The following is a 23,790-nucleotide window of genomic DNA, read 5'->3' on the forward strand; positions in this document are numbered from 1 at the left end:
CGTAAGCAGATATAAACACTACTTTGCAGCCGAAATACAGTCAGAACCACTGGTGCATTTATCATTTTTTTACTCCAATATAAGCTGACGTTAATTTAGGGAGATAACTATGGGTACGACAAAGCCAGTCATCGTCATAATTGGTGGTGGAGCCGGAGGTTTGGAACTTGCCACTCAGTTAGGTCACAAACTGGGTAAGAAAGAGCGGGCTCAAATTATTTTAATCGACAAGAATCGCACCCACATCTGGAAACCTCTGCTTCATGAGGTAGCAACAGGCTCACTGGACTCAGATCTGGACGGCGTCGTCTATTCGGCTCATGCGGCAAAGCACGGTTACCAGTTCCAGTTAGGCACCTTCTGTGGCCTGAATACCGATGCTAAATTGCTCACGCTGGCGGCGATCAAGGATGATGCAGGCTTCACCCTTCTGCCCGAACGTCACATGGAATATGACAAGCTGGTAATAGCAATCGGCAGCGTCAGTAATGACTTCAACACACCCGGGGTCAAAGAACACTGCTATTTTCTCGACTCTCACCAGCAGGCCAACCGTTTCCACAACGCGCTGTTGGACAGCTTTACCCGGATCCATCAGGCAGACACAGGTAATAAGCTCAATATCGCCATCGTAGGGGGCGGCGCGACAGGTGTCGAGCTTTCAGCCGAGCTCTATCATGTGACCGAGATGCTGAAAATCTATGGTCTAAACAAGATGACAGCAGAGAAACTTAACATTCATCTGATTGAAGCCGGTCCACGCATCCTTCCCGCCCTACCCGAGCGCATTGCAAGCTCTGCCAGGCGAGAGCTCGGTAAATTAGGCGTCAATGTGATGGAAAACACCCGGATCGCCAAGGCTATCCCAGAGGGATTTGTCACCGCAGAGGGCGACGTAATACAGGCTAACCTGATGTTATGGGCCGCAGGTGTCAAAGCCCCGGACTTCATCAGGGAGATGGCGCTTTTTGAGCTCAACAGGGCGAATCAGATCTTGGTTAAACCAAGTTTAGTCAGTACGATAAATGAAGCTATCTACGTCATAGGCGATTGCTGCGCCTGCAAACAGGCCGACGGCAGCTTTGTCCCGCCCAGAGCCCAATCGGCTCACCAGATGGCGGAATGTGTTGAGAGGAATCTTAACCATGAACTCAACGGCGAGCCACGTGAGGCCTACACCTATGTCGACCATGGCTCCCTGGTCAACCTGTCCAGATTCAGCACAGTTGGCAGCCTCATGGGCAACCTGACCAAGAATACTATGTTTGTCGAGGGAAAAATTGCCAGGCTGGTGTATATCTCACTTTATCGCATGCACCAGAGGGCGATACACGGGACACTAAAGACCGTTGGCTTATGGTTTGCTGAGAAGGTGATGCGGGTAGTCAGGCCGAGGATGAAGCTGCATTAGCAAATCTTCTCAGTCTGCTAAAAAGCGAATCGACGGGGCTGAGCCTCAGACCCGTTTCTACTCTCGGCCAGTTCTGCCTTTAATTAAACAAGCCACAAGCATCACCAGGCTCAGGAAGATAAATAACAAAGATATCGGTAACAGGGCAAAAGACTCGACCAGAATGCCGTTCTCGTCGACCCTTGAGCCAATGACATAAAACGCAAACTGGCACATTAACCCCAGAAACAGGAACAGGAGTGGCCACCTGAATTTTACTAACTTTTTCATTATCCAATAACCTCAAATCAAAGCCCGACAATCAGACATTGGCTCCTTGCCTGCTTCAACCGGGACACATTCTAACCAAAAAAAAATCACTACTCACTTGTGACCGGCAGCACCTCAGACAGTTCACTGTCGAGCATATTAAGCACCGCCTCGAAGCCATATTTGGGCTGCCAGCCTAACTCTGTTTGGGCAAGGCTTGAATCATACACCCTATCGAGCGATTCGGGCAGCTCCCACCCACGATAGATAAAGGCCTCAGCAAGCGCTGGAGCCGACTCTGTGATCACACGAGGCGCATCGAGATAGAGACCTTCACAGCATGATGGGTTAAATGGGGTGTGCCCGGAGATGATATAACGTCTGAAACCAGGCAGGCGCTTATCAATCGCACAAGCATGAGCAGCGGCAACATCACGAAAGTCGATGCCGCGACTTAAGCGGTATACGGCCATCAGATCGGCTCTCTCTGGGAAGCAACGTGACATCTGCAGTACGGTAACCGGGAGATGAAATAGATCAGATATCTTCTCCAGCAGCTGCTCCGCCGCTATCTTAGATCTGTGATAGACGGTTTTAGGCTGAGGTTTTACCTTTTCATCGATCCATCCGGCGGTGCCAACGGGCGTAGAAGCGTAGCCATAGAGCGCCGTGGTGCTGGTAAAGACAAAATGCTTAACTCCATGTTTCAGCCCCTCTAACGCCAGCCGTTCGGTCGCTGTCACGTTAATCGCTTCAAATTCACTATCGGGAAGCAAGCCGACATGAGGCGCGTGTAGTGCGGCGCAATGGACAATAACATCCACCCCATCTAACGCTTTCTTAAGCAGGCTAATATCACGGATATCGCCAACCAAATCGGCCGTTGAACAGGGCGTGGTGTCGATCCCCACCACATGATGTTGCTGCATCAGCTTGATATAGATGGCACGACCGATTCTGCCGGCGCTGCCTGTCACTAAAACCTTCACGATCACCCTCCTTTTGAACTGGTGAAAAGGTTTCCCCTTTTCCCTTATACGGCTGATATGCCTATTTTATCTGCTTTAAAAAATGGACCGCCTTGTCCATATCTCTGGTTCTTGCCATGGGCGGCAGAGAGTTAAGGAAAGCCTGTCCGTATGTACGGTTAACGATGCGGTTATCACAGAGGATCAAAACTCCCCTGTCTTTCTCATCCCGTATCAAGCGACCGACGCCCTGATTGAGCGAGATCACCGCCTGGGGCAGCGAGAGAGCCCAAAAGGGGTCTTTCCCCTCCCGGGTGATACTATCGGCTCTGGCCTGGTAGAGAGTGTCATCGGGTGACACAAAGGGAAGCTTATCTATGATAACGCAGCTCAGGAGTTTACCGCGTACATCCACCCCCTCCCAAAATGCACCGGTTCCCAGCAGCACACCATTACCGAGTTGACGAAACTTCTTAAGCAGGCTCTGTTTACTCCCCTGTCCCTGAACCAGCAAGGGGTAAGCCACCCGGCTTTGAAGTGCTGCCGCGCAGGCATTCATCATACGATGGCTGGTAAACAGGATAAAGGTTCGCCCCTGAGCGGCATTGATAGCCTGAGTCGCAATATTGACGAGATCTTTAACGGCTGCGGCCTGATTACTCACCTTAGCGAGGTGCCTGGGCACACACAAGAGCGCATTATTGGGGTAATCGAAAGGGCTCTCTAAGATCAACTGTTTGGCTTTAGTTATCCCAAGCCCTTTGGTGAACAGACTCAGATCTCTGTTTATCTGCAGCGTCGCAGAGGTGAAGATCCAACTGGTCTGTGCCTCGAACAGCTTCTCGCACTCTCGGGCGACATTGATAGGAGCGATACGCAGGGTTAGATAGCGATGGCCATAGTCGACACTATAGGCGGCCTGATCATTTTCACATTGAAAGAACACGGTTAACTTACCGATAAAGCCGTTGAGCTTTTCGATGCCATCATCCAGTGCTTCGCTTCGTCCTACATGAGACTGTAATAGTTTTTCGAGCGACTGAAGCTCTTTTAATACTCCCCAGGAGCAAGCAGATAACTCCCTGTCCCCCATCAGATGCCGCCAATCAGAGCCATTAGAGTCAAACATCATCTGATGCCACTCATTAAGCTGGCTGATACACCGGGACGTTAAGGCCTCTATCTGCGGCGAGTCTCTCATCTCGCTGCGATATATGTCGACGATGGCGTTTAGCAGCTCGGTCAGGCTGCGTGTAGAGGTTTGCTGGCCGAAATAGGTCACGGCGATGTCACTGAGCAGATGAGCCTCATCGAACACCACCACATCCGAGTCGGGAAGCAGCTCCGCAAATCCGGTCTCTTTCAGTACCCTGTCGGCAAAGAAGAGATGGTGGTTAACCACTATCACCCTGGCATCCATGGCCCTGTTTCTCGCCTTGCGGGTAAAGCACGCCTCATAGTGGTCGCACCGTTTTCCGGTGCACTTCTCACGGCTGCTGGCAATGAGCGGCAGCACATCGGCATCTTCAGATACCGAAGTTAACCCACCGAGATCGCCGTCACTGGTCTGCCCCGCCCACTGATTGATACGAAGCAGATCGTCTAACACCCTTGGGTCGAGTGAATCACAGCCATTAAGCTGCTTCTCCATCAGTTCCTGGCACAGATAGTTATTTCGCCCCTTCAGCAGTGCGACCTTAGGGGAGATATCCAACATAGAGAGCAGATTAGGCAGGTCTTTATAAAACAGTTGTTCCTGAAGGTTTTTACTGCCGGTACTGACTATCACCTGCCTGCCACTGAGCAGGGCAGGAATCAAATAAGCGAAGGTTTTACCTACACCGGTTCCCGCCTCAACGACCAGATCGCTGCTACTACCTATGGCATCACAAACTGCGTCAGCCATCTCAAGCTGTACGTCGCGCGCGTTATAGCCCCGAATGTGGCGGGCAAGCATGCCAGCTTCGCCAAACGCCAGTGCGACCTCTTTTTTCAGTCTGCTGGTCATTGTGTCAGTCAAGGGATCACTTCTTACATTTATCGGAGGTTAATATCATGTTAGAGCCTGTATTATCCCGGTTTATTCAGCTTCTACAAGCGAAATCCCCGGCCAGAAATTTACTTTGCTCTCCCTGCTGAAATAGATCTCAGACAACTTTCTGTGAAGAAGCCCATCACTGCAATGAAGCAATAATGCAAACAGATGGCGGCGCTGAAACCCGGCCATTTTGCAATTAAGCTGCCACGCCAACCGTTCAGAAATGAGAACGCGAGCAAGGAGGTGTTCATTGTCAGACGCAGTTCCCTCTGAGTACCTATGTTGCTAGAGAGTAATACCCAACCGGAGACCGTATCCGCAACGCAAAGCAATAACACTCAATAACAAGCACTTACCTATTTAGGAGTTAAGCGGGTACACCATCAGCTTGATACGAGTGATTAATCATCCAGTAAGGTGAGATCGCAGCAATATTATCCACGTATACGAACAACACCCTGCCACAACCGGGGAAAAACTGACCGACATGGCCGATAGATGAAGAATATTCATCGGCGGAAATAAGGGGTTGCAATCGATTCTGAAAATGATTAGTTTAAATACAGCGCAGTCAAACAGACTTAATTTCCAGTTATCGGCCACCAGGCTCAATTTTTAAAATATTAATTTTTTTACGATAAGAGAGATGAACATGATACAGCTTACGAACACTATCCATCATCACCATCATCTGCGGTAGCCTTCGGAAGCTCACTGCCGAGGGACTATTTCCTTCCGGCGGTTGATTCAAGAATATCAAAAACCCCTGGAAGGAATTCCAGGGGTTTTTACGTTTTAGGCTAAAATTTTGTTTTTAAAGAGTTTTACATAAGGCTTCTAAGTTAAAAACGAAACAATTTATAAAATTAAACAGATATTGAATCAACTTACGGGAAAGAGAAGATGCCAGAATCAAAGAGATTAAGAATCGCCATCCAAAAGTCGGGCCGTCTATCAGTAGAGTCGATGAAGCTGCTTAAGAGTTGCGGTGTTAAGTTTAATATCAACGAACAGCGTCTTATCGCCCACTCCGACAACATGCCCATCGACCTACTCAGGGTGCGCGACGATGATATTCCCGGCCTGGTCATGGATGGGGTTGTCGATATGGGGATCATCGGCGAAAACGTACTCGAAGAGGAGCAGATCGAGCGTGAAAGACTGGATAAGCCCTCCAACTGTATCAAGCTACGTGAGCTGGATTTCGGTGCCTGCCGACTCTCTCTCGCGGTGCCGAACGAATTCAACTATGAAGACGCCGCCTCCCTCGAGGGACTGAGGATCGCAACCTCCTACCCTAACCTGCTGCGCCGTTACATGCAGCAGAAGGGGATCACCTACCGTGACTGTATGCTCAAAGGATCGGTAGAGGTCGCTCCCCGGGCGGGACTTGCCGATGGCATCTGCGACCTAGTCTCAACAGGCGCAACGCTAGAGGCCAATGGTCTGTATGAAACCGAAGTTATCTACCGCTCCAACGCCTGCATCATCCAATCTTCTCAGACTCAGGAGCCGATGAAACAGGCGCTGATAGACAAGATCCTCTCCCGTATCAATGGTGTCGTGCGCGCCAAGGAGAGCAAATATATCCTGCTGCATGCCCCAACCGAGACATTGGAGCAGATTGTCGCCCTGCTGCCCGGCGCCGAGAACCCGACTGTGCTGCCGCTGAACGACGACACCAACCGTGTGGCTATCCACGCCGTCAGCACAGAAGATCTGTTCTGGGACACCATGGAGGAGCTGACCCAGTTAGGCGCAAGTTCCATCCTGGTTATGCCAATCGAAAAGATGATGGGGTAGAGCAATGCAGATCCTCAATTGGGCATCATTATGTGACAGCGACCGCAAGGCGGCACTCTCCCGCTCCCCCCTGGTGGGTGACGCGACTCTGGAGCAAGATGTACAAGCCATCGTCGATGAAGTACAGCCAGGCAAAGATGCGGCACTTAAAGCGTTCAGCCAACGTTTCGACGGTGTTGCAGTCGAACAGTTAAAGTTATCAGAGGCTGAGATAGATGCAGCCTGTGCCCGGGTCGATGAGGAGATAAAACTCGCCGTGGCGCAGGCGATAAGTAATATCGATACCTTTCACCGGGCGCAGCAGTTTGAACCTGTGAGCGTCGATACCCAGAAGGGGATCCGCTGCGAGCTGCGCTCTGAGCCTATCGAGAAGGTCGGCTTATACATTCCCGGTGGCAGCGCACCGCTGATCTCCACCGTGCTTATGCTGGCCCTGCCGGCCAAAATTGCCGGTTGTGAGCAGAGAGTACTGGTCAGCCCGCCACCTATAAATGATGCCATCGTCTACGCGGCGAAAGCCTGTGGCATCACAGAGATATTTCAGGTCGGCGGCGCACAGGCCATCGCCGCCCTCGCCTTCGGCACCGAATCGGTACCCGCGGTCGACAAGATCTTCGGCCCCGGAAACCGCTACGTCACCGAGGCTAAACGTATAGTATCGCAGGACAGTCGCTGCGTGGTGAGCATAGACATGCCGGCAGGTCCATCTGAGGTACTGTTGATCGCCGATAAGGAGGCCAATGCCGAGTTTATCGCAGCCGATCTCCTGTCACAGGCGGAGCACGGCCCGGACTCTCAGGTCATGCTGGTCACGGACAGTGCCGAGCTGGCAGATGAGGTCAATCTGGCACTCACCAGGCAGCTGGAGCGACTGCCGAGGATGGATATTGCGCAGCAGGCCCTCGAGGCCAGCCGCACCCTGCTGGTCGATAATATGGAGCAGGCCGCCAGAGTCTCAAACCTCTACGGGCCTGAGCACCTTATCATACAGACCCGAGAGCCCCGTGAAGTGCTGAAGACAATCCGCGCCGCAGGCTCTGTATTCCTTGGCGCCTATACGCCGGAGTCGGTGGGTGATTATGCCAGCGGCACTAACCACGTGCTGCCCACCTATGGTTATAGCCGCGCGGTATCCAGCCTCTCTCTGGCAGATTTTTGCCGCCGCTTCACCGTGCAGGAACTAAGCGCCGAGGGATTAACTGGACTCAGCCAGACCGTGATGACACTGGCCGCCGCCGAGCAGCTCGACGCCCACAAAAATGCGGTTGCCGTTCGAATTGCCAGCCTGAACTTTGCTGCAACTCCTGCAGCCAAAGGAGTTTAAGATGACGGTAAATACAGAAACTGAAACCACGCTGGCGCGGCGATTAGCCCGTCCCGAGCTGCTCGAGCTGCAGCCCTATGAGTCTGCCAGACGTATCGGAGGGCGTGGCGATATCTGGATCAACGCCAACGAGTCCCCCTTTAATAACAGTCGGCTCGACAGGGTTAACCGCTACCCCGAGTGCCAACCGCCTGAGCTTATCTCGGCCTACAGCCTTTACTCGGGTGTCGCTACAGACAACATAATCGCAGCACGTGGCGCCGATGAGGCGATAGAGCTGCTCATTCGCACCTTCTGTGTTCCCGGTGTCGATTCCATCGCCTGCTTTGGCCCTACCTATGGCATGTATGCCATCAGCGCAAGGACCTTCAATGTTGATGTCAATGCACTGAGCCTGACCGACAGCTACCAGCTGCCCGAGGATATTGTGGCTCAGGTCGGCAGTGCCAAACTGGTATTTATCTGTAACCCTAATAACCCGACGGGAACTGTGATCGACAGGGCCAGCATAGAGGCGGTCATCTCCGCCCTGCCGGATAGCCTGGTGATCGTCGATGAGGCCTACATCGAGTTTTGCCCCGACTATAGTGTCGCCGACCTCATTGAAAAATATGATAACTTGGTTGTGCTTCGTACCCTCTCCAAGGCCTTCGCTCTCGCCGGGGCCCGCTGTGGGTTTATGCTGGCCAAGGCACCGATCTGTGAGATGGTGATGCGCGTCATCGCCCCCTACCCGGTTCCCCTTCCGGTTTCAGAGCTGGCGTGTGCGGCACTCGGCGAAAACGGCATAGCCTTGATGCGTGAACAGGTCGCCGAACTCAAGGCCAACGGCGAGCGACTGAGCGATGCACTTCGTCGCTGTGGGGCAAAGGTGTTACCGGCAAACGGCAATTTTGTGCTGGCCCGGTTTGATGCTCCCCAAGCGGCAACCGCTCAGCTAAAGCGAGCCGGTGTGGTCGCCAGAACCTATTCAGACCCGCGCCTGAGCAACTGCATACGTTTCAGCTTTAGCAACAGAGAGGAGACCAATTACCTCATCGAACAGCTGTCGCAATAACGATTGAATTACTGATGCAATAACTGTCGTAAAAACAACAAGAAAGCATTTAACCAAATTGAAGGTAGAGAGTTCATGAAGCAGAAAATATTATTTATCGACCGCGATGGCACCATCATAGAAGAGCCCGTCACCGACAAGCAGGTAGACAGCCTGGCCAAATTGGTTTTCGAACCCAATGTGATCCCCGCATTGCTAAAGTTACAAAGTGCCGGTTATCGCCTGGTAATGGTCAGCAACCAAGACGGCCTGGGTACCCCCTCTTTTCCTAAAGACGACTTCGATGCGCCTCAGGATATGATGATGCAGATCCTGACCAGCCAGGGCATTATTTTCGATGATGTGCTTATCTGCCCGCACTTCGACGATGAAAACTGCAGTTGTCGCAAGCCTAAGCTCGGCCTGGTCAAAGACTACCTGACGCTGGGTAAGGTCGACTTCACTCAATCCGCCGTGATTGGCGATCGTGAAACCGACATGGGACTCGCCGATGCCATGGGCATTCAGGGGCTGCAATACAACCCAGAGACCCTCAACTGGAATGCCATTGTCGATACGCTGCTCAACCGCAACCGCACTGCAACTGTGGTAAGAACCACTAAAGAGACCGACATTATGGTCACTATCGATCTCGACTCGCAGGAGAAGGGCAAGATAGCCACCGGCATAGGTTTCTTCGATCACATGCTGGATCAGATCGCCACCCATGGTAACTTCAAGATGGAGGTCAAGGTCGACGGCGATCTGGAGATAGACGATCATCACAGCGTCGAAGATACGGCGCTGGCGATTGGCGAGGCGCTCAGAGAGGCCCTGGGCGATAAACGCGGTATCGCACGATTCGGTTTCAGCATCCCGATGGATGAGGCGAGCGCCGAGTGCCTGCTGGATCTCTCCGGTCGCCCCTTCATCAAGTTTGACGGCGAGTTCGAGCGTGAGATGGTCGGTGAGATGGCAACCGAGATGGTGCCCCACTTCTTCCGCTCCTTCGCCGATGGCCTGCGCTGCACCCTACACCTGAAAACTCAGGGCGATAACGATCACCACAAGGTAGAGAGCCTCTATAAGGTCCTGGGCCGCACCCTGCGTCAGGCGGTTAAGGTTGAAGGTGATCTGCTCCCCTCGAGTAAAGGTGTCTTATGAATCAGACAGACAATACCACCGTTATCATAGATACAGGCTGTGCCAATTTAAGCTCGGTGCGTTATGCCTTCGAACGCATCTGCGATAATGCCATCGTCAGTGATGATCACCAGCTGATTAAGGCAGCAACCCGGGTGGTACTGCCCGGTGTCGGCACCGCCGGGGCGGCGATGGCGGCCTTAAAGGAGAAAGGCCTCGTCGAACTCATTCAGGGCTTAAGCCAGCCCGTGCTCGGTGTCTGTTTAGGCATGCAGTTGATGACTGAGCTATCGAAAGAGCGTGGCGGCCGTGAGATCGACTGTGAATGCCTGGGCCTTATCCCGACCGATGTAGAGGAGCTGGACAGTCAGGGACAGCCGCTGCCCCATATGGGCTGGAACCGAATAACGCCAACGGCACACCCGTTATTTGCAGGCATACCAGATGGCAGCTATCTCTACTTCGTTCACAGCTACCGGGTACCGCTGAGCGACTACACCATAGCAAGCTGTGAATATGGCGAGACCTTCAGCGCCGCCATAGCCAAAGAGAACTTTATGGGCGTGCAATTTCACCCGGAGAAAAGCGCGGCCGTAGGTTCAAAAATATTAAGCAACTTCTTAGCGTTAGACGAAACAACGCTTACCGCGGCAACTCAGGAGGTCAAGTCATGATTATTCCGGCAATCGATCTTATCGAGGGTCAGGTGGTACGTCTGTATCAGGGCGATTACGCTCAGAAGACCACCTTCGACCTCTCTCCTCTGTCCCAGCTCAAAGCCTATGAGTCACAGGGGGCCAACTGGCTGCATATTGTCGATCTCACCGGCGCGAAAGACCCCAATGCCCGTCAGACCCGCTTAATCTCCGGGCTGGTAGCCGGGCTGGATGCCAATATTCAGGTGGGGGGCGGCATTCGTACAGAGGCTCAGCTCGCCGAGCTGCTTGAGATAGGTGTGAAGCGCGTGGTTATCGGCTCTCTGGCGGTAAAGGAGACAGAACTGGTACAGAGCTGGTTTAAAAAATATGGCGCCGATGCCATCTGTCTGGCACTGGATGTCAATATCAACGAACAGGGCGAGAAGATTGTCGCGGTTTCGGGCTGGCAGTCCGGTGGTGGCAAGAGCTTAGAGTCTCTGGTCGAAGCCTTTAAGCCTTACGGTCTTAAACACGCGCTGGTGACCGACATCAGCCGTGACGGCACCCTTAAAGGGGCCAACACCAGCCTTTACCGCGAGATAGCGACGACCTATCCGGATATCGACTGGCAGGCCTCCGGCGGTATCGCCACACTCGATGATGTGGCGGCGGTAAGAGACAGCGGCGCCGATGGCATTATCATAGGTAAAGCCCTGTTGATCGAAAACTTCAGCGTAACGGAGGCGATCAAATGTTGGCCAAATCCAGAGTAAGCCGTGGCTCGGGTGTTTTTACAATTGACAATAAACGAACCTCTTCAGGAGAAGCTCAATGCTAGCTAAGCGCATCGTTCCCTGCCTGGACGTAAAAGAGGGCAAAGTGGTCAAGGGCGTGCAATTTCGCAATCATGAAATTGTCGGCGATATCGTCCCCCTGGCCGCAAGGTACGCCGAAGAGGGTGCCGATGAACTGGTGTTTTACGATATTACCGCCAGCGCCCATGACAGGGTGATCGACAGATCCTGGGTGAGCCGGGTAGCGGAGCGCATCGATATCCCCTTCTGCGTCGCCGGGGGGATAAAAACCATCGCTCAGGCACGGGAGAAACTGGCCTTCGGCGCCGATAAGATATCGATTAACTCACCGGCCCTGACCGATCCCAGCCTGATCGAACGCCTGCAGGACGAGTTCGGCCGCCAGTGTATCGTCATAGGTATCGACTCCTACTACGACTCAGGCAGCAACAGCTATATGGTCAAGCAGTTTACCGGCGATGAAGCGGCGACCAGAGACACTCAGTGGTTCACCCAGGACTGGGTCCAGGAGGTACAAAAACGTGGCTGCGGCGAAATAGTCCTCAACGTGATGAATCAGGATGGCGTGCGTCAGGGCTACGATCTCAAGCAGCTCTCTATCGTGCGTGAGATCTGTGATGTGCCGCTTATCGCCTCTGGCGGTGCCGGCACCATGGCACACTTTAAAGATGTGTTTTCCATCGCAAGAGTCGATGCGGCGCTGGCCGCCAGCGTTTTTCATAAAGGCATCATAGATATAGGCGAGCTTAAAAACTACCTCTATGAAAATGATATCGCCGTCAGGCGCTAACCCATATTTGCTCTTTTCTCTCCCTTGAATAACTTATCAGGCATGAGAAAAGTATAGGAATATCGAAATGACAGAGAGTGCAGAACAACTCGCGAGCCAGCTCGACTGGGAAAAACAAGCAGGACTGATCCCGGCCGTGGTACAAAACCACCTCACGGGGAAGGTCCTTATGCTGGGCTACATGGACAGGGCCGCCCTGGCCAAAACCATAGAGACGAAAAGCGTGACCTTCTTCAGCCGCAGCAAAGAGCGGCTGTGGACCAAGGGGGAAACCTCGGGCAATACCCTGGAGCTTATCGCCATAGATAAGGACTGTGACAACGACAGCCTCCTGGTACAGGTGATTCCCAATGGCCCCACCTGCCACCTGCAGACCGAGAGCTGCTGGCCGGACGGTAACGCCCATACCTTTATCGATAACCTGTCACAGTTAATCGCATCACGTAAAGGAGATGACCCTGAGTCGAGTTATACCGCTCATCTGTTTGAGCGCGGCACCAAGCGCATCGCGCAGAAGGTCGGTGAAGAGGGGCTTGAAACCGCGTTAGCTGCGGCGACCCATGATAAGCCTGAGCTGATAGATGAAGCCTCCGATCTCATCTATCACCTCTTGGTACTGCTGGAAGATCAGGAGCTGGATATCTCAGATATCACCGCAAACTTGCTCAAGCGTCATAGTCAGGCCAATCAAAGCTAATTCAGGTGAACCTGAGCGCCTTATGCGCCCCAAGGCGCTGCAACATCTGGTCACGCCAAGTTAAATAAGAGCGCCTCGGGTGCTCTTATTACATCTGCATACTCAATAAATTCGTGAAGGAGATCACTCCCTGTAATATAATCAGTACATTGCGCTGAATTCCCATAAACCTGAAATTATAAAGAATAAATTCAAACGAAGTTTTTAAATGGCCGTAAAAGGAATTGGCTTATCATGTGGTTAAAAACGCTGTTATCTTTGATGCTTACCCTCACGTTAACTTTACTATCGGGCAATCAGGCCGGAGCCGACGAGCTCACCTACCTGGTCATATCCGATCAAGCCGAGCCCTTTCAGATAGTTGATCATGATGTGAGTCAAGCCGATCCTGAACATAAGGGGATCATCAGTGACATCATTTACGCATCGCTGAAAGAGAGTGAAGTTAAGCTCACCACCCTCGCCTACCCGTTTAAGCGCTACATCCTGATGATGGCTCCAAAGCAAACACCCAGATGGATCAGCTATGGCTCACCGGCCTGGTTGACGGCTCATGGGGAGGAGGCACAAAACAAACGGCTGTCGAAAAATAAGCTGTTCGATGTCTCACATGTACTGGTCACGAAAAAGGATTCGGCGTTCACCGTAAATAGGGTCAATGATCTGTTCGGCAAGACCATCATCACGCTCAAGGGATTCACCTATCCCGGACTCGACCGATATATCAAGGCTGGCCTGGTATTCAAGGTTGAGGTCAATAGTCACGAAAGCGCCCTCAAGGCGGTCGAGACCGGCCGCGGCATCGGCTTTGTCGCCATGAAATGCCGCGCCCTCTACACCATCAATAATACTGAACTTGACCGCAATGACTTTACCTTAGTCGACTTCGCTAAGGTTATCGCCCCCTATCCTATACACATCTCATTCAGCGATGCCGTGCCCGAGCAACTTATCGAACAGGTGGACCAAAAGATATTAAAACTGAAACAGAGTCATAGAATCGATGAGATCATACGCGCCTACATCGGAGAGTAGATATCGAGGAGGTCAGCATTGCGCTATCGGTGATGGTCGTGCTGCTAACGCTCCTTCAGTGATGGGACGACCGAGTAATCGGCGGGAACGTGATATCGCTCTAATATCTCCTGGTACTCTCCGTTTTGCTGTATTCGCCCGAGCCCCATATTCAGTTGCTGTGTGAGCTTATCTCCTCCCGGATAGTCGGGTGAGATCATAAGATGGAATGCCGAGCTGCTTTCGGCCTTGGCGGCTACCGCATAACTGCCGATGTAAGACGGCGCCGTTCTTCTGATCAGGTTCCAGCCCACCAGCTCATCGATGAGGGTAAAATCGATACGTTTAATGCGCAGCATCTCGATATTTTGCCTGTCAGAGGTGACGTAACTCGTAGTTAAACCGGCATTTTTAAAATCTTGTTCATACCAATACCCCCGCACGCCACCCATTTGATATCCCTTGAAATCTGCCAGTGTCTGCCACTCGAATCCATCGGGGAAACGCGAACGGTTATAGAAAAATTTCGGAAAGAAATAGATTATCGGCCCCGAAAACCCGAAAGTCTCGACTCTGGCTTTTGTCTTCAGATAGGGGAAGGTACCAAACGCCTTTCCGGCCTGAACCTCATGCTCTCCCCTGAGCCAGGGCACAAACTGAAATTCGGGGCGAATATGAGTTCCTCTGAAAGCGGCGCGAACAATATCGGGAAATATCCCACTCGCCCTGCCCTCATCGTCGATAACATAGGGCTCATAGGGGCTGGTCACAAAAAGCAGCGACGATGAACTTTCAGCCTCACCAGCGACCGCCCACACCTTTAGGCCCGGGCAAGCTCCCAGACATAAGATTATGAATAAAAAAAGGTACTTAACAGATGTCATCATGACTCAATACTCAGCGTGCTCGTTCAGCTCCCATAAAATTGATCAGATCCGCTGAACACGTTTAATCCTTGTCCCTATCCCGCCAATCATCAACACATTGTCACTCGCCGGAACTCCTTCTACACAGTAAAGATAGTCGGTGAAATGCATCTGTGCTACGACGAACCGGCTCTGTTTGAGCCAGGCAGCAATAGCCGTCATTCAATTCTCCGTTTAGACACATATAAGAACAGACAATTCACCGATTAACATAGTGTTGGAGAATATAAGTTCTGCTACAATTCCCGCCGAAATCATCCAATAAAAAAATAGTACCCTATGAATCTCTCAAATAAAGTTCTAGCAGTTAATGATGATCTTCCTATCCGCACAGATAAGGCCGTTCATTCAGGTAAAGTTCGCAGCGTTTACTGGCTTACTGAGCAAGACAGCGCACGTCTCATCAAAGAGAAAGGTTATGATGTCCCAGCCGATACGCCTCTGGCTATCATGGTGATCAGCGACCGGATCTCTGCATTCGATTGCATCTGGCAGGGTGAAGATGGCCTCAACGGTGTACCCGGTAAAGGTGCGGCGTTAAATGCCATCTCCAGTCACTGGTTTAAGCTCTTCAAAGAGAAGGGCTTGGCCGACAGCCATATTCTGGATGTACCACATCCGTTCGTCTGGATAGTACAAAAGGCACAACCTGTAATGGTAGAAGCCATTGCAAGACAGTACATCACAGGCTCAATGTGGCGCGCTTACACCAAGGGCGAACGTGAGTTTTGTGGCATCACCCTGCCTGAAGGGTTAGAGAAAGATCAGAAGCTGCCCGAGCTGCTTATCACCCCGTCGACTAAAGGTGTGCTGACAGGCCTCGAGGGCGTACCGGAAGCGGACGATGTCAACGTATCACGCGCCGATCTTGAACGTCATCTGGAAGGCTTCAACTTCCACAGCCACTCAGATATCGATCTGTACGAGAAGCTTCTCAAAGAGGGCTTCGCCGTTATCAGTGACGCACTGGCCGGGCAGGATCAGCTGTTCATCGATACCAAGTTTGAATTTGGTTACGTCAATGGCGCCGACGGTAAAGAGAAGCTCATCTATATGGATGAGGTAGGCACACCTGACAGCTCACGTATCTGGGATGGCGCGGCTCACCGCGACGGTCAGATCATCGAGAAGTCTAAAGAGGGCTTCAGACAGTGGCTACTCAATAACTTCCCTGATCCGGATATCCTGCTCAACAAAGAGCGTATGGATGAGCGTTTCGCCCTGGCTCGTGATAACAAGCTACCGCAATCTGTGATGATGGATATCTCAGCCACCTATGTGGGTATCGCCGAGAAGATCATCGGTGAGAAGCTGACGATCAGCGAGAGCCCAAAGCAGGAGATCATCGATATTCTGCGCAACGAATATCAGTTGATCGCCGACTAAGCTTGCCAGAACAGGCCTTGGCTCTGTTCTGATAAAATATTAAGCCGCAGCTTCCTTGAAGGAAGCTGCGGCTTTTTTCTTGTCAAAGATATTCAGGTTATTGCTATTAATAGCCTGCGGCTCGCTTATGTGTAGATACTTCTGCGAGTCGCTGTGAATATGTCCTTATACGCTCTGCGATGACATCCCTGTCATCGAAGCTCGCAGCCGCATCTACACTGAGTTATTCACAAGAAGGCACTCTCTCAGTTTTAGCTTTGTTACCTCTGTCAAAAACATCTGACCTACTGGGACGTAGCGAATGCCGAAAAATGTCTGGAATATTTTCGTCCCTGTTTTCGATACCCTCAACCGCATCTGCACTGAGTTATTCACAAGAAGGCACTCTCTTCGATAAGGTTGCATTCGCGATGAATAGGTACAAGCCATTCTTTTAAAGGAAAAACTTTCAGTAAAATGTGACAAAGCATATTGAATTCAAACTATAAAATCGATTAATGTATGACCACTTAAGGACAGGGTGGGCAAACTCGAACTCAATCATTGGGCACGCCATTTAGGGAAGAAGAAGCAGATCAACTCTCTTAAACAGTTTACTCTGACCCCATTTATTAATTTTTTGCCTTTTAGCTAGGCGTTTTGCTTCCCTACATGTAAGGAGAGAGAATGGGTTCTTATGATGTACAACAAGTCTGTTTAAATGGCCACCAGATTACAGATACTTACAATCAATATCCTCAGCATCGTAAGAATTTTTGTGATACTTGCGGCGAGGCAACAATCCATCAATGCCAAGAATGCAACCATCCAATACAAGGTGACTATCATGTTGATGGTGTCATTGGCTTGGGCAGTGAAACTGAAATTCCAACACACTGCTCCAACTGTGGAAATCAATTCCCATGGACTAAGAAAAAATCCACACTACAAGATAATGTAATGGAGCAAAATGAAGTCAATCATTTTACTCTAATTGAACAAGTCTGTTCACGATTTCATCTTATTTCTCGTCAATTAAAAAATAGGTATAACGATCGTCAAACTCTTGAGATTGAAGATGAGTATGATACACAAGATCTTCTTCATGCATTATTGCATATCTATTTTGACGACATAAGGCCGGAAGAATGGACACCTAGCTATGCAGGAGGTTGTTCTCGTGTTGATTTTCTCCTTAAGCAAGAGGGAATTGTTATCGAAGTTAAAAAAACTAGAAAAACTCTCAAAGCTAAGCATGTTGGAGAGCAATTAATAGTAGATATAGCCCGATATCAGTCCCACCCAGACTGTAATAAACTATTATGTTTTGTTTATGATCCTGATGGTTGGGTTTCTAACCCGAAAGGCTTGGAGAACGACTTAAATCAAAAAGAAGACGAATTTCAAGTAAAAGTTATGATTGTACCAAAGGGGCATTAAGAGCGTAACAAATCAACTACGCTCCTATGGCGCCGGACGCAGCAAAGCTGCGCCGGTTATTTAGGCTTTATATGAATAAATTGGGATTTGAATGAACCTCATCGAAAAAATAACAGAGCCAACATTTACAAACTCATCAAAAGGGTTACTTACACTTTTTTGCATTGGGTTGTTCCAGTTCGCCATCGGAGTTGATTTGACCAGTACTGAGGTAACTATTCCTTGGCTGCCTTCCATAAATTTCCCACATATTGAACGGATTACCTACCTTTACTGGGCGCTTGTAGCCTTTTCTCTTTACCGCTATTCTCTCCACCATTTTCCTGTAATGAGAATGCATTACTTCTTGGCAATGGGGCGCTTTTTTAGGGTAGATAAAAGGGGGGAAGACTTTATCGGTCAAGAGATCCTATCAGGCGAGCTAGCATACAGAGTTTCAGTTTTAGATGACGAAGATTCCCAACCCTCAATTAAAATCGAACACTATCAGCACGGTGATCAAGATTGGGAATTGATGTGTGAATTTGAGTTTGTTTTTAATCAAGATTTTACGTTAGACAAAATCAAATTCTCGGAAAACCCAAACTATCAAATTGATGAAATTGCACTGAGAAAAACAAAGAACCAGCAAAAGTGGGGGTTACAGAGGTTTGTAGATGACGAAGGTAATAAAGAAATGGAGTCAGCATCGATTAAAGACTCTATGTTAGCAAATTATCTTCGCCTTGGGGTTATGCGCAACTATTTCAAAACATTTTTAAGCAGCAAAGATGTATTTGATTTGCTAATACCAATTGTACTTAATGTTGCACTATTTTTGGTTTGGCTGATTATTGTTCTCTTTGCAGCTTAACTTAATTACACCCTCATATAACAAACCAATCATGTGCGCTCTCTCATAGATAAAGGGGTCAGAGCGAATTAGGGGGCTAAGATACCCTTCCTAATCTAACCTCATGGCCAGTGCCTAATCTCTGGTGCCTATCTATCCACTAACTGCCTAGAACAGTATAAAAAATCGCAACTTGCTTGAAGGAAGTTGCGGTTTTTTATATCAAGCGCCGCAGCTGATTTAACAATCTACCTCAAGCCTCGAAGATCACGGCAGGTCAAATATCAGTGCCGTTGTTTGACTGTTCGATGCGTTGACCAAGGTGATGGCCTGCATATCGGTTATCTTGGCTCCGTCACCCGGAGTTAACGACTTGTCCTCAACAGAGAGTTGGCCCGCAACCTGGTGAATATAGAGCTTGCGACCCGGTTCGATTTGATAAACCAGCTCAGATTTTGGTGCCAGAATTAACTGCGACAGTGTCGCATCTTGCTTCAGCTCGAAACCGCCGCTCTCGCTGCCACTCCCCTTCTCGCCCCTCTTTTCATCCCTCCTCTCACCAGCGGGCGATGCGATTGTGGTGAGCCCTTCGTTCTGGCCAAAATGTTTCTGTTGATATCCGGGAGTGCCGCCTAAGGTGTTAGGTTGGATCCAGATCTGTAAAAACTTCAGCGGCTCAGAGTCGGATGCATTGTACTCGCTGTGGGTGATGCCGCTTCCGGCTGACATCAGCTGAAACTCACCGGCAGACAATACCTTGATGTTGCCTTCGCTGTCCTTATGGGTTATCGAACCCGACTGCACATAGCTGATGATCTCCATATCCCGATGACCGTGGGTAGAGAACCCGGCTCCGGGCGTGACTAAGTCATCATTAATCACCCTCAGTGCTGAAAACCCCATATGCTGTGGATCATAATAGCTCGCGAATGAAAATGTGTGTTGGCTGTTTAACCAGCCAAGGTCGGCTTCGCCTCGTTGATCCGCTGGGCGTAATGTAATCATAATATCGCTCCCCCTATCGCGTTAACTCGTTGTTTCGTTAGATAGCTTGCTGTGACTAGCTCTGGGGCTCAAGCCCAAGTGCTCAAGCCAAAGTCCACAAGCCTAGTGCCCAACTGCTTAGGCCAAGTAGTTAATCCTGGCCTTAAATCCTGCTCTTAAAATAACCTGTAAAACAGATAATTAACCCAGTTTGGCCATCAAAGCCTTATCAAGCGCGACTCTGCCTGAGCCTGAAAATGCTAACGATACGCTGGCAGCCAGCAGTGCTAAACCAAACTCATAACCGTTGTTCGACATAAATAAGCCGTTAGAGAGATGTACGCTGACAATCGCGACAATCATGGTAAAGGCTAAGACAACCGCCGATGGACGAGTCAGTAAGCCCAGTAAGATGAACAGGCCACCAAAAAACTCGGCGCCGCCAGCAAGTGCGGCCATCAATACGCCGGGTTCGATGCCGATCGAAGCCATCCATTGTCCGGTGCCCTCAAGTCCATAGCCGCCAAACCAACCAAAGAGCTTTTGGGCGCCGTGGGCCATGAAGATTATCCCGACCGGCAGACGAAGTGCCAGTGAACTAAAACCCGCCGTCGAATGTGTTATCTGCTTAAGTAGTGTTTTCATATCTCTGTCCTCAATAATTTTGTACATAGTCTGTCTCTGTTAGTAAGTCTCCTCACCGGTTGATAAACAGTATATTTGGGCTTGACCGGATAAAAAATCGGAATAAACTGACATCTAAGTTCAAATTATTTGAACTAAAATAAGAGGAGGGTTGAGATGCATAATGCCATTACTATCGATGCACTGCGGGCGCTGGATGCTATAGATCGCAAAGGCAGCTTTGCAGCGGCGGCGTCTTCGCTATACAAGGTGCCCTCGGCACTGACCTATACGATAAAGAAACTCGAGGATGATATCGGCACAGCCCTGTTTGACAGAAGTAAGCAGCGGGCCCATTTAACCCCTGCGGGTAAGCTGGTCCTGGAACAGGGCCGGGAAATTCTACTGGCCACCAACCGCTTAATGGACTCGGTACAGCAGTTAGAGTCGGGATGGGAGGCTGAAATTCGTCTCTCCAGAGACACTGTTGTTTCACCAATGCCCTTGTTTGACTTGGTTAACCAGTTCAATCAACTTGAACATAGTGTCAATATCAGCTTAGACGTCGAAGCGGTGGGCGGCGGATGGGATGCACTGCACAGCCGCCGGACTGACATCGTTATCGGCGCCTCGGGTGAACTCCCCAGAGGCCTGTTTCAAACCCATAAGATTGGCGAAGTCGCCTTTGTCTTTGCCGTTGCCCCGCATCACCCGCTGGCCTTTGTCGATGGTGAGCTCGATGCCACTCTGTTAAGCCATTATCCCGCCGTCGTGGTGGCCGACACCTCACAGATACTCCCCATTCGCGATAGTGGTGTGTTTAAGAGTAAGCAGATGATCCGCGTCAATACCATGGAGGCAAAACTCAAGGCTCAAGTCCAGGGGTTGGGCATCGGTTTCCTGCCCCTGCATATGGCCAAGCCCTACATTGACCGGGGGGAGTTAATTCAAAAGCCCTGCTCTATCCCCAGACAAAATCAGAGTTTGTATATCGCCTGGCATAAAGATCAGCAAGGCCGGGCGTTTGAATGGTTTATCAAGCACCTGCCAAAGGTCGATTGGGGATTGTAACGAGCAATGGCACAACAAGAGATATTACAAATGAGTAAACAGTGCCATAAGCCGCTTTACACAGGAGTGAGGCTGATCTTCGTGGTATTGAACAACATGCCGTTAATGACCATCTTCAGCTTGAACCTTGACACAGTGCGCCGTAAATACTCATAGATAAGCCAACAATGGACCACTAGATCAGCATTAGCTCCTCTTCCGGGCATTTCAGCGGCTTCAGGGTCGATGCATTCCGCCCTCTTCTCTTTGATTCATACAGGGCTTCATCGACAGCCTTTATCAGTATGTTTGGAGCTAACTCACGCTTTGGCACTACCGAACTGACACCAAAGCTTGCAGTTACTTTGCTAAAGGGTGTCTCATGGGGAATATTTAAGCTCTCAATAGCAGTGCGAATACGCTCGGCTACCAGCATTGCTCCTTCGGCTTCGGTTTCCGGTAAAATAAGCGCAAACTCTTCACCGCCGATTCTGGCAACTTTATCCAGGTGGCGAATGTCCATTTTTTTCAGCGCATTGGCAATAGTACGCAGACAATCGTCGCCCTTGTGGTGCCCATAGGTATCGTTATAGAGTTTAAAGTGATCAATATCCAACATGACTATTGAGATAGGTTGTTTAGATCGAGACGCGCGTTGCCACTCCTCCATGTAGATGGCATCAAACTTACGACGATTATACAAACTCGTTAATCCATCGGTGGTAGACAGCATGAGTAGCTGTTCATTCGTCTCTTCGAGTTGCTGTTGAAGCTCCTCCAGCTCGGCAAGCTTTTGGTCAAACTCCAGGGTTTTAAGCCTAAGCGCATTTTTTTGACTGTACAGTTCAATAAATACACTCACCTTACTTCTGAAAATTGCGGCATTCAGGGGCTTAAGAAGATAATCGACGGCTCCCGCCTCATACCCCTTGAATATAAGCTCTTCCCCTCTGGATTCGGCGGTAACAAAAATAATTGGAATATGCTTGGTTCTGTTATTTCCCCGCATCAACTCAGCGACTTCATAGCCATCCATATCCGGCATTTTCACGTCCAGTAACACTAACGCAAAGTCATTATCCAGCAGGTGTGCCAGGGCTTCTTTACCTGAAAAAGCACGTATCAGATCAACGTCGAACTGCTCAAGTAACCGTTCTAATGTTATGAGGTTTTCGAGCTTATCATCGACGATCAATATTTTCAGATTATTACTTTTCATCAGCATTCACATATTTCATTCAAAAATTCACCCATCTCTTCCAGAGGAAGTATATGGTCTACACAAGCCGTCTCTATAGCTGCTGCAGGCATGGCCGGGGCATCTGACGACTCGATACTCTGCACCAAAGTTAAGCCGCCATACTCTTTTATCTTTTTCAGCCCGAGAGCGCCGTCAGAGTTGCCACCGGTAAGGACAATTCCGATCAACTCCTTACCAAAATAATCTGCTGCACTCTCAAACAGCACATCGATAGACGGCCTCGAATAGTTCACCGGAGGGTCGATCGATAACGCGACACAACCATCATATTCAACCAGAAAATGATAATTGGGCGGAGCAATATAAAAATGCCCACGCTTAATCGGCTCTTTGTCTTCGGCTTCTTTAACGGTTAAAGCAGATTTACCATCGAAGTGTGTCGCCAGGTAGCTTTGGCTGTGCGGGCTGATATGCTGTACCAGGAGAATAGGCAAGCAAAAGGTTTTCTTAAGCTTGCCAAGCACCTTTTCAACAGCAGCCAAGCCTCCGGCAGAGGCTCCAATCACTACGGCTCGATAATGAGTACCATTACAGTTCATCGGCATCACCTTCTTTTTTTCCGGTAGATCTTCTCTTTTTCTGAAATTAATTCAAATTTGGAGGCCACATTAGAAAATCTCAAACTTTCTTTAGAGCCCAAACAGAGAAAACCGCCGGGAACCAGGCTCTCATAAAACAGCTCAAAGACTCTATTTTGTAACTCTCGGTTAAAGTAGATCAACACATTACGGCAAAATATTAAGTGCATCTCCCCAAAGACCCCATCCGTTGCCAGGTTATGAGGTGAGAATAAAATCTTCTCCTTCAAGCGTGATTTCATGATGACGCTGTCGTAATCCGCTGTGTAATATTCTGAAAATGATGTCGTACCATTTGCCGCCTGATAGTTATTTGTATATTGACGCACGACATCCATGGGGTAGATCCCATCTTTGGCTTTTTCCAGGATGGCTTCATTGAAATCGGTTGCATATAGCTGGGTCCGCTCCTGCATCAACTCCTCTTCGAGCATGATTGCCATCGAATAGACTTCCTGTCCTGCAGAGCAGCCGGCATGCCACACCTTTACAAATGGATAGGTCTGCAGGTGAGGGAAAACCATCTCCCTCACCTTTTGATAAAACCAGGGGTCGCGAAACATCTCTGTGACATTGATGGACAGATCTAACAGCAGTTGCTCAAAAAAAGCGGGCTCATGCAGCACCTTATGCTGCATGGCGGAATAGTTTGTCATCCCCTCCCGGGCACGACGATACTCCAGCCTTCTACGGGTGTGTGCTACAGAGTACTCTCTGAAATCATAACCATACTTACGATATATCGCTTCCAGCAAGAGCTGTATCTCAATATATTCGTTCGTTGTTTTATTCTCTTCTAACATA

Annotated in this window: 24 protein-coding genes; 14 read left to right on the forward strand and 10 right to left on the reverse strand. The window is 49.9% G+C overall.

Annotated elements, in window-relative coordinates:
• Positions 1–109 precede the first annotated feature (109 nt).
• Positions 110–1,411 (forward strand): NAD(P)/FAD-dependent oxidoreductase, encoded by a 1,302-nt coding sequence (locus tag Q1B47_RS04000; protein ID WP_299788997.1) that lies wholly within the window; start codon positions 110–112, stop codon positions 1,409–1,411.
• A 57-nt stretch (positions 1,412–1,468) separates the two neighbouring features.
• Here the strand turns inward: Q1B47_RS04000 and Q1B47_RS04005 are convergent, their stop codons facing one another.
• The 3 genes from Q1B47_RS04005 to Q1B47_RS04015 all read right to left on the reverse strand — a co-directional run bounded on the left by Q1B47_RS04005 (position 1,469) and on the right by Q1B47_RS04015 (position 4,636).
• Entirely contained in the window at positions 1,469–1,681 is a 213-nt protein-coding gene (locus Q1B47_RS04005) for a DUF3955 domain-containing protein (protein WP_299788999.1), read from the reverse strand.
• 89 nt (positions 1,682–1,770) lie between these two features.
• Positions 1,771–2,649: an NAD(P)-dependent oxidoreductase gene (locus Q1B47_RS04010; RefSeq protein ID WP_299789001.1), complete on the reverse strand. Its 879-nt coding sequence runs from the start codon at positions 2,647–2,649 to the stop codon at positions 1,771–1,773.
• Between the two features lie 61 nt (positions 2,650–2,710).
• Complete coding sequence (locus Q1B47_RS04015; RefSeq protein ID WP_299789863.1) at positions 2,711–4,636, reverse strand: ATP-dependent DNA helicase; 1,926 nt, start codon at positions 4,634–4,636, stop codon at positions 2,711–2,713.
• Between the two features lie 933 nt (positions 4,637–5,569).
• Here Q1B47_RS04015 and hisG point away from each other — a divergent pair.
• From hisG to Q1B47_RS04060, 9 genes are all read left to right on the forward strand, one after another.
• A complete protein-coding gene (gene hisG, locus Q1B47_RS04020) occupies positions 5,570–6,469 on the forward strand; it encodes an ATP phosphoribosyltransferase (RefSeq protein WP_299789003.1) in 900 nt (299 codons plus the stop codon).
• A 4-nt stretch (positions 6,470–6,473) separates the two neighbouring features.
• Positions 6,474–7,793: a histidinol dehydrogenase gene (gene hisD / locus Q1B47_RS04025; protein ID WP_299789005.1), complete on the forward strand. Its 1,320-nt coding sequence runs from the start codon at positions 6,474–6,476 to the stop codon at positions 7,791–7,793.
• Between the two features lies 1 nt (position 7,794).
• The gene (gene hisC, locus Q1B47_RS04030) at positions 7,795–8,850 is read left to right on the forward strand and encodes a histidinol-phosphate transaminase (protein ID WP_299789007.1); all 1,056 of its coding nucleotides are present in this window, start codon (positions 7,795–7,797) and stop codon (positions 8,848–8,850) included.
• 75 nt (positions 8,851–8,925) lie between these two features.
• On the forward strand, positions 8,926–9,993 hold the full coding sequence (gene hisB / locus Q1B47_RS04035; RefSeq protein WP_299789009.1) for a bifunctional histidinol-phosphatase/imidazoleglycerol-phosphate dehydratase HisB: 1,068 nt from the start codon (positions 8,926–8,928) through the stop codon (positions 9,991–9,993).
• Positions 9,990–10,646: an imidazole glycerol phosphate synthase subunit HisH gene (gene hisH / locus Q1B47_RS04040; protein ID WP_299789012.1), complete on the forward strand. Its 657-nt coding sequence runs from the start codon at positions 9,990–9,992 to the stop codon at positions 10,644–10,646. The genes hisB and hisH overlap by 4 nt, the downstream gene beginning before the upstream one ends.
• Positions 10,643–11,383: a 1-(5-phosphoribosyl)-5-[(5-phosphoribosylamino)methylideneamino]imidazole-4-carboxamide isomerase gene (gene hisA, locus Q1B47_RS04045; RefSeq protein WP_299789015.1), complete on the forward strand. Its 741-nt coding sequence runs from the start codon at positions 10,643–10,645 to the stop codon at positions 11,381–11,383. The genes hisH and hisA overlap by 4 nt, the downstream gene beginning before the upstream one ends.
• A 58-nt stretch (positions 11,384–11,441) precedes the next feature.
• Entirely contained in the window at positions 11,442–12,215 is a 774-nt protein-coding gene (gene hisF / locus Q1B47_RS04050; protein ID WP_299789018.1) for an imidazole glycerol phosphate synthase subunit HisF, read from the forward strand.
• Positions 12,216–12,282: 67 nt separating this feature from the next.
• Entirely contained in the window at positions 12,283–12,912 is a 630-nt protein-coding gene (gene hisIE, locus Q1B47_RS04055) for a bifunctional phosphoribosyl-AMP cyclohydrolase/phosphoribosyl-ATP diphosphatase HisIE (RefSeq protein ID WP_299789021.1), read from the forward strand.
• A 234-nt stretch (positions 12,913–13,146) separates the two neighbouring features.
• Positions 13,147–13,947, forward strand: a complete 801-nt coding sequence (locus Q1B47_RS04060; protein WP_299789024.1) for a transporter substrate-binding domain-containing protein — start codon at positions 13,147–13,149, stop codon at positions 13,945–13,947.
• A 44-nt stretch (positions 13,948–13,991) separates the two neighbouring features.
• Here the strand turns inward: Q1B47_RS04060 and Q1B47_RS04065 are convergent, their stop codons facing one another.
• Together Q1B47_RS04065 and Q1B47_RS04070 are read right to left on the reverse strand one after the other, a co-directional pair.
• Positions 13,992–14,744, reverse strand: a complete 753-nt coding sequence (locus tag Q1B47_RS04065; protein ID WP_299789027.1) for a transporter substrate-binding domain-containing protein — start codon at positions 14,742–14,744, stop codon at positions 13,992–13,994.
• A gap of 111 nt (positions 14,745–14,855) precedes the next feature.
• Positions 14,856–15,014: a hypothetical protein gene (locus tag Q1B47_RS04070; RefSeq protein WP_299789030.1), complete on the reverse strand. Its 159-nt coding sequence runs from the start codon at positions 15,012–15,014 to the stop codon at positions 14,856–14,858.
• Positions 15,015–15,131: 117 nt separating this feature from the next.
• On the opposite strand from Q1B47_RS04070, the gene Q1B47_RS04075 reads away from it, so the two are divergent.
• The 3 genes from Q1B47_RS04075 to Q1B47_RS04085 all read left to right on the forward strand — a co-directional run bounded on the left by Q1B47_RS04075 (position 15,132) and on the right by Q1B47_RS04085 (position 18,510).
• The gene (locus tag Q1B47_RS04075; protein ID WP_299789033.1) at positions 15,132–16,238 is read left to right on the forward strand and encodes a phosphoribosylaminoimidazolesuccinocarboxamide synthase; all 1,107 of its coding nucleotides are present in this window, start codon (positions 15,132–15,134) and stop codon (positions 16,236–16,238) included.
• 666 nt (positions 16,239–16,904) lie between these two features.
• On the forward strand, positions 16,905–17,657 hold the full coding sequence (locus tag Q1B47_RS04080; protein WP_299789036.1) for a DUF2321 domain-containing protein: 753 nt from the start codon (positions 16,905–16,907) through the stop codon (positions 17,655–17,657).
• A 91-nt stretch (positions 17,658–17,748) separates the two neighbouring features.
• Entirely contained in the window at positions 17,749–18,510 is a 762-nt protein-coding gene (locus tag Q1B47_RS04085; protein ID WP_299789039.1) for a hypothetical protein, read from the forward strand.
• A 246-nt stretch (positions 18,511–18,756) separates the two neighbouring features.
• Here Q1B47_RS04085 and Q1B47_RS04090 read toward each other — a convergent pair whose 3' ends face one another.
• On the reverse strand, positions 18,757–19,494 hold the full coding sequence (locus Q1B47_RS04090; RefSeq protein WP_299789042.1) for a pirin family protein: 738 nt from the start codon (positions 19,492–19,494) through the stop codon (positions 18,757–18,759).
• 180 nt (positions 19,495–19,674) lie between these two features.
• Entirely contained in the window at positions 19,675–20,118 is a 444-nt protein-coding gene (locus Q1B47_RS04095) for a DoxX family protein (protein ID WP_299789045.1), read from the reverse strand.
• Positions 20,119–20,274: 156 nt separating this feature from the next.
• On the opposite strand from Q1B47_RS04095, the gene Q1B47_RS04100 reads away from it, so the two are divergent.
• Positions 20,275–21,168, forward strand: coding sequence for a LysR substrate-binding domain-containing protein (locus Q1B47_RS04100; protein ID WP_299789048.1), 894 nt, complete (start codon positions 20,275–20,277; stop codon positions 21,166–21,168).
• A gap of 175 nt (positions 21,169–21,343) precedes the next feature.
• On the opposite strand, the gene Q1B47_RS04105 is transcribed toward Q1B47_RS04100, so the two are convergent.
• The 3 genes from Q1B47_RS04105 to Q1B47_RS04115 are packed head-to-tail and all read right to left on the reverse strand — an operon-like array spanning position 21,344 to position 23,789.
• Entirely contained in the window at positions 21,344–22,366 is a 1,023-nt protein-coding gene (locus tag Q1B47_RS04105; RefSeq protein WP_299789051.1) for a diguanylate cyclase, read from the reverse strand.
• Positions 22,366–22,947, reverse strand: a complete 582-nt coding sequence (locus tag Q1B47_RS04110; protein WP_299789054.1) for a chemotaxis protein CheB — start codon at positions 22,945–22,947, stop codon at positions 22,366–22,368. Before Q1B47_RS04110 ends, Q1B47_RS04105 begins: the two co-directional genes overlap by 1 nt.
• A 5-nt stretch (positions 22,948–22,952) precedes the next feature.
• On the reverse strand, positions 22,953–23,789 hold the full coding sequence (locus Q1B47_RS04115) for a protein-glutamate O-methyltransferase CheR (protein WP_299789057.1): 837 nt from the start codon (positions 23,787–23,789) through the stop codon (positions 22,953–22,955).
• Position 23,790 lies beyond the last annotated feature (1 nt).

The organism is uncultured Shewanella sp. (genome assembly GCF_947501225.1).
GTDB lineage: Bacteria > Pseudomonadota > Gammaproteobacteria > Enterobacterales > Shewanellaceae > Shewanella.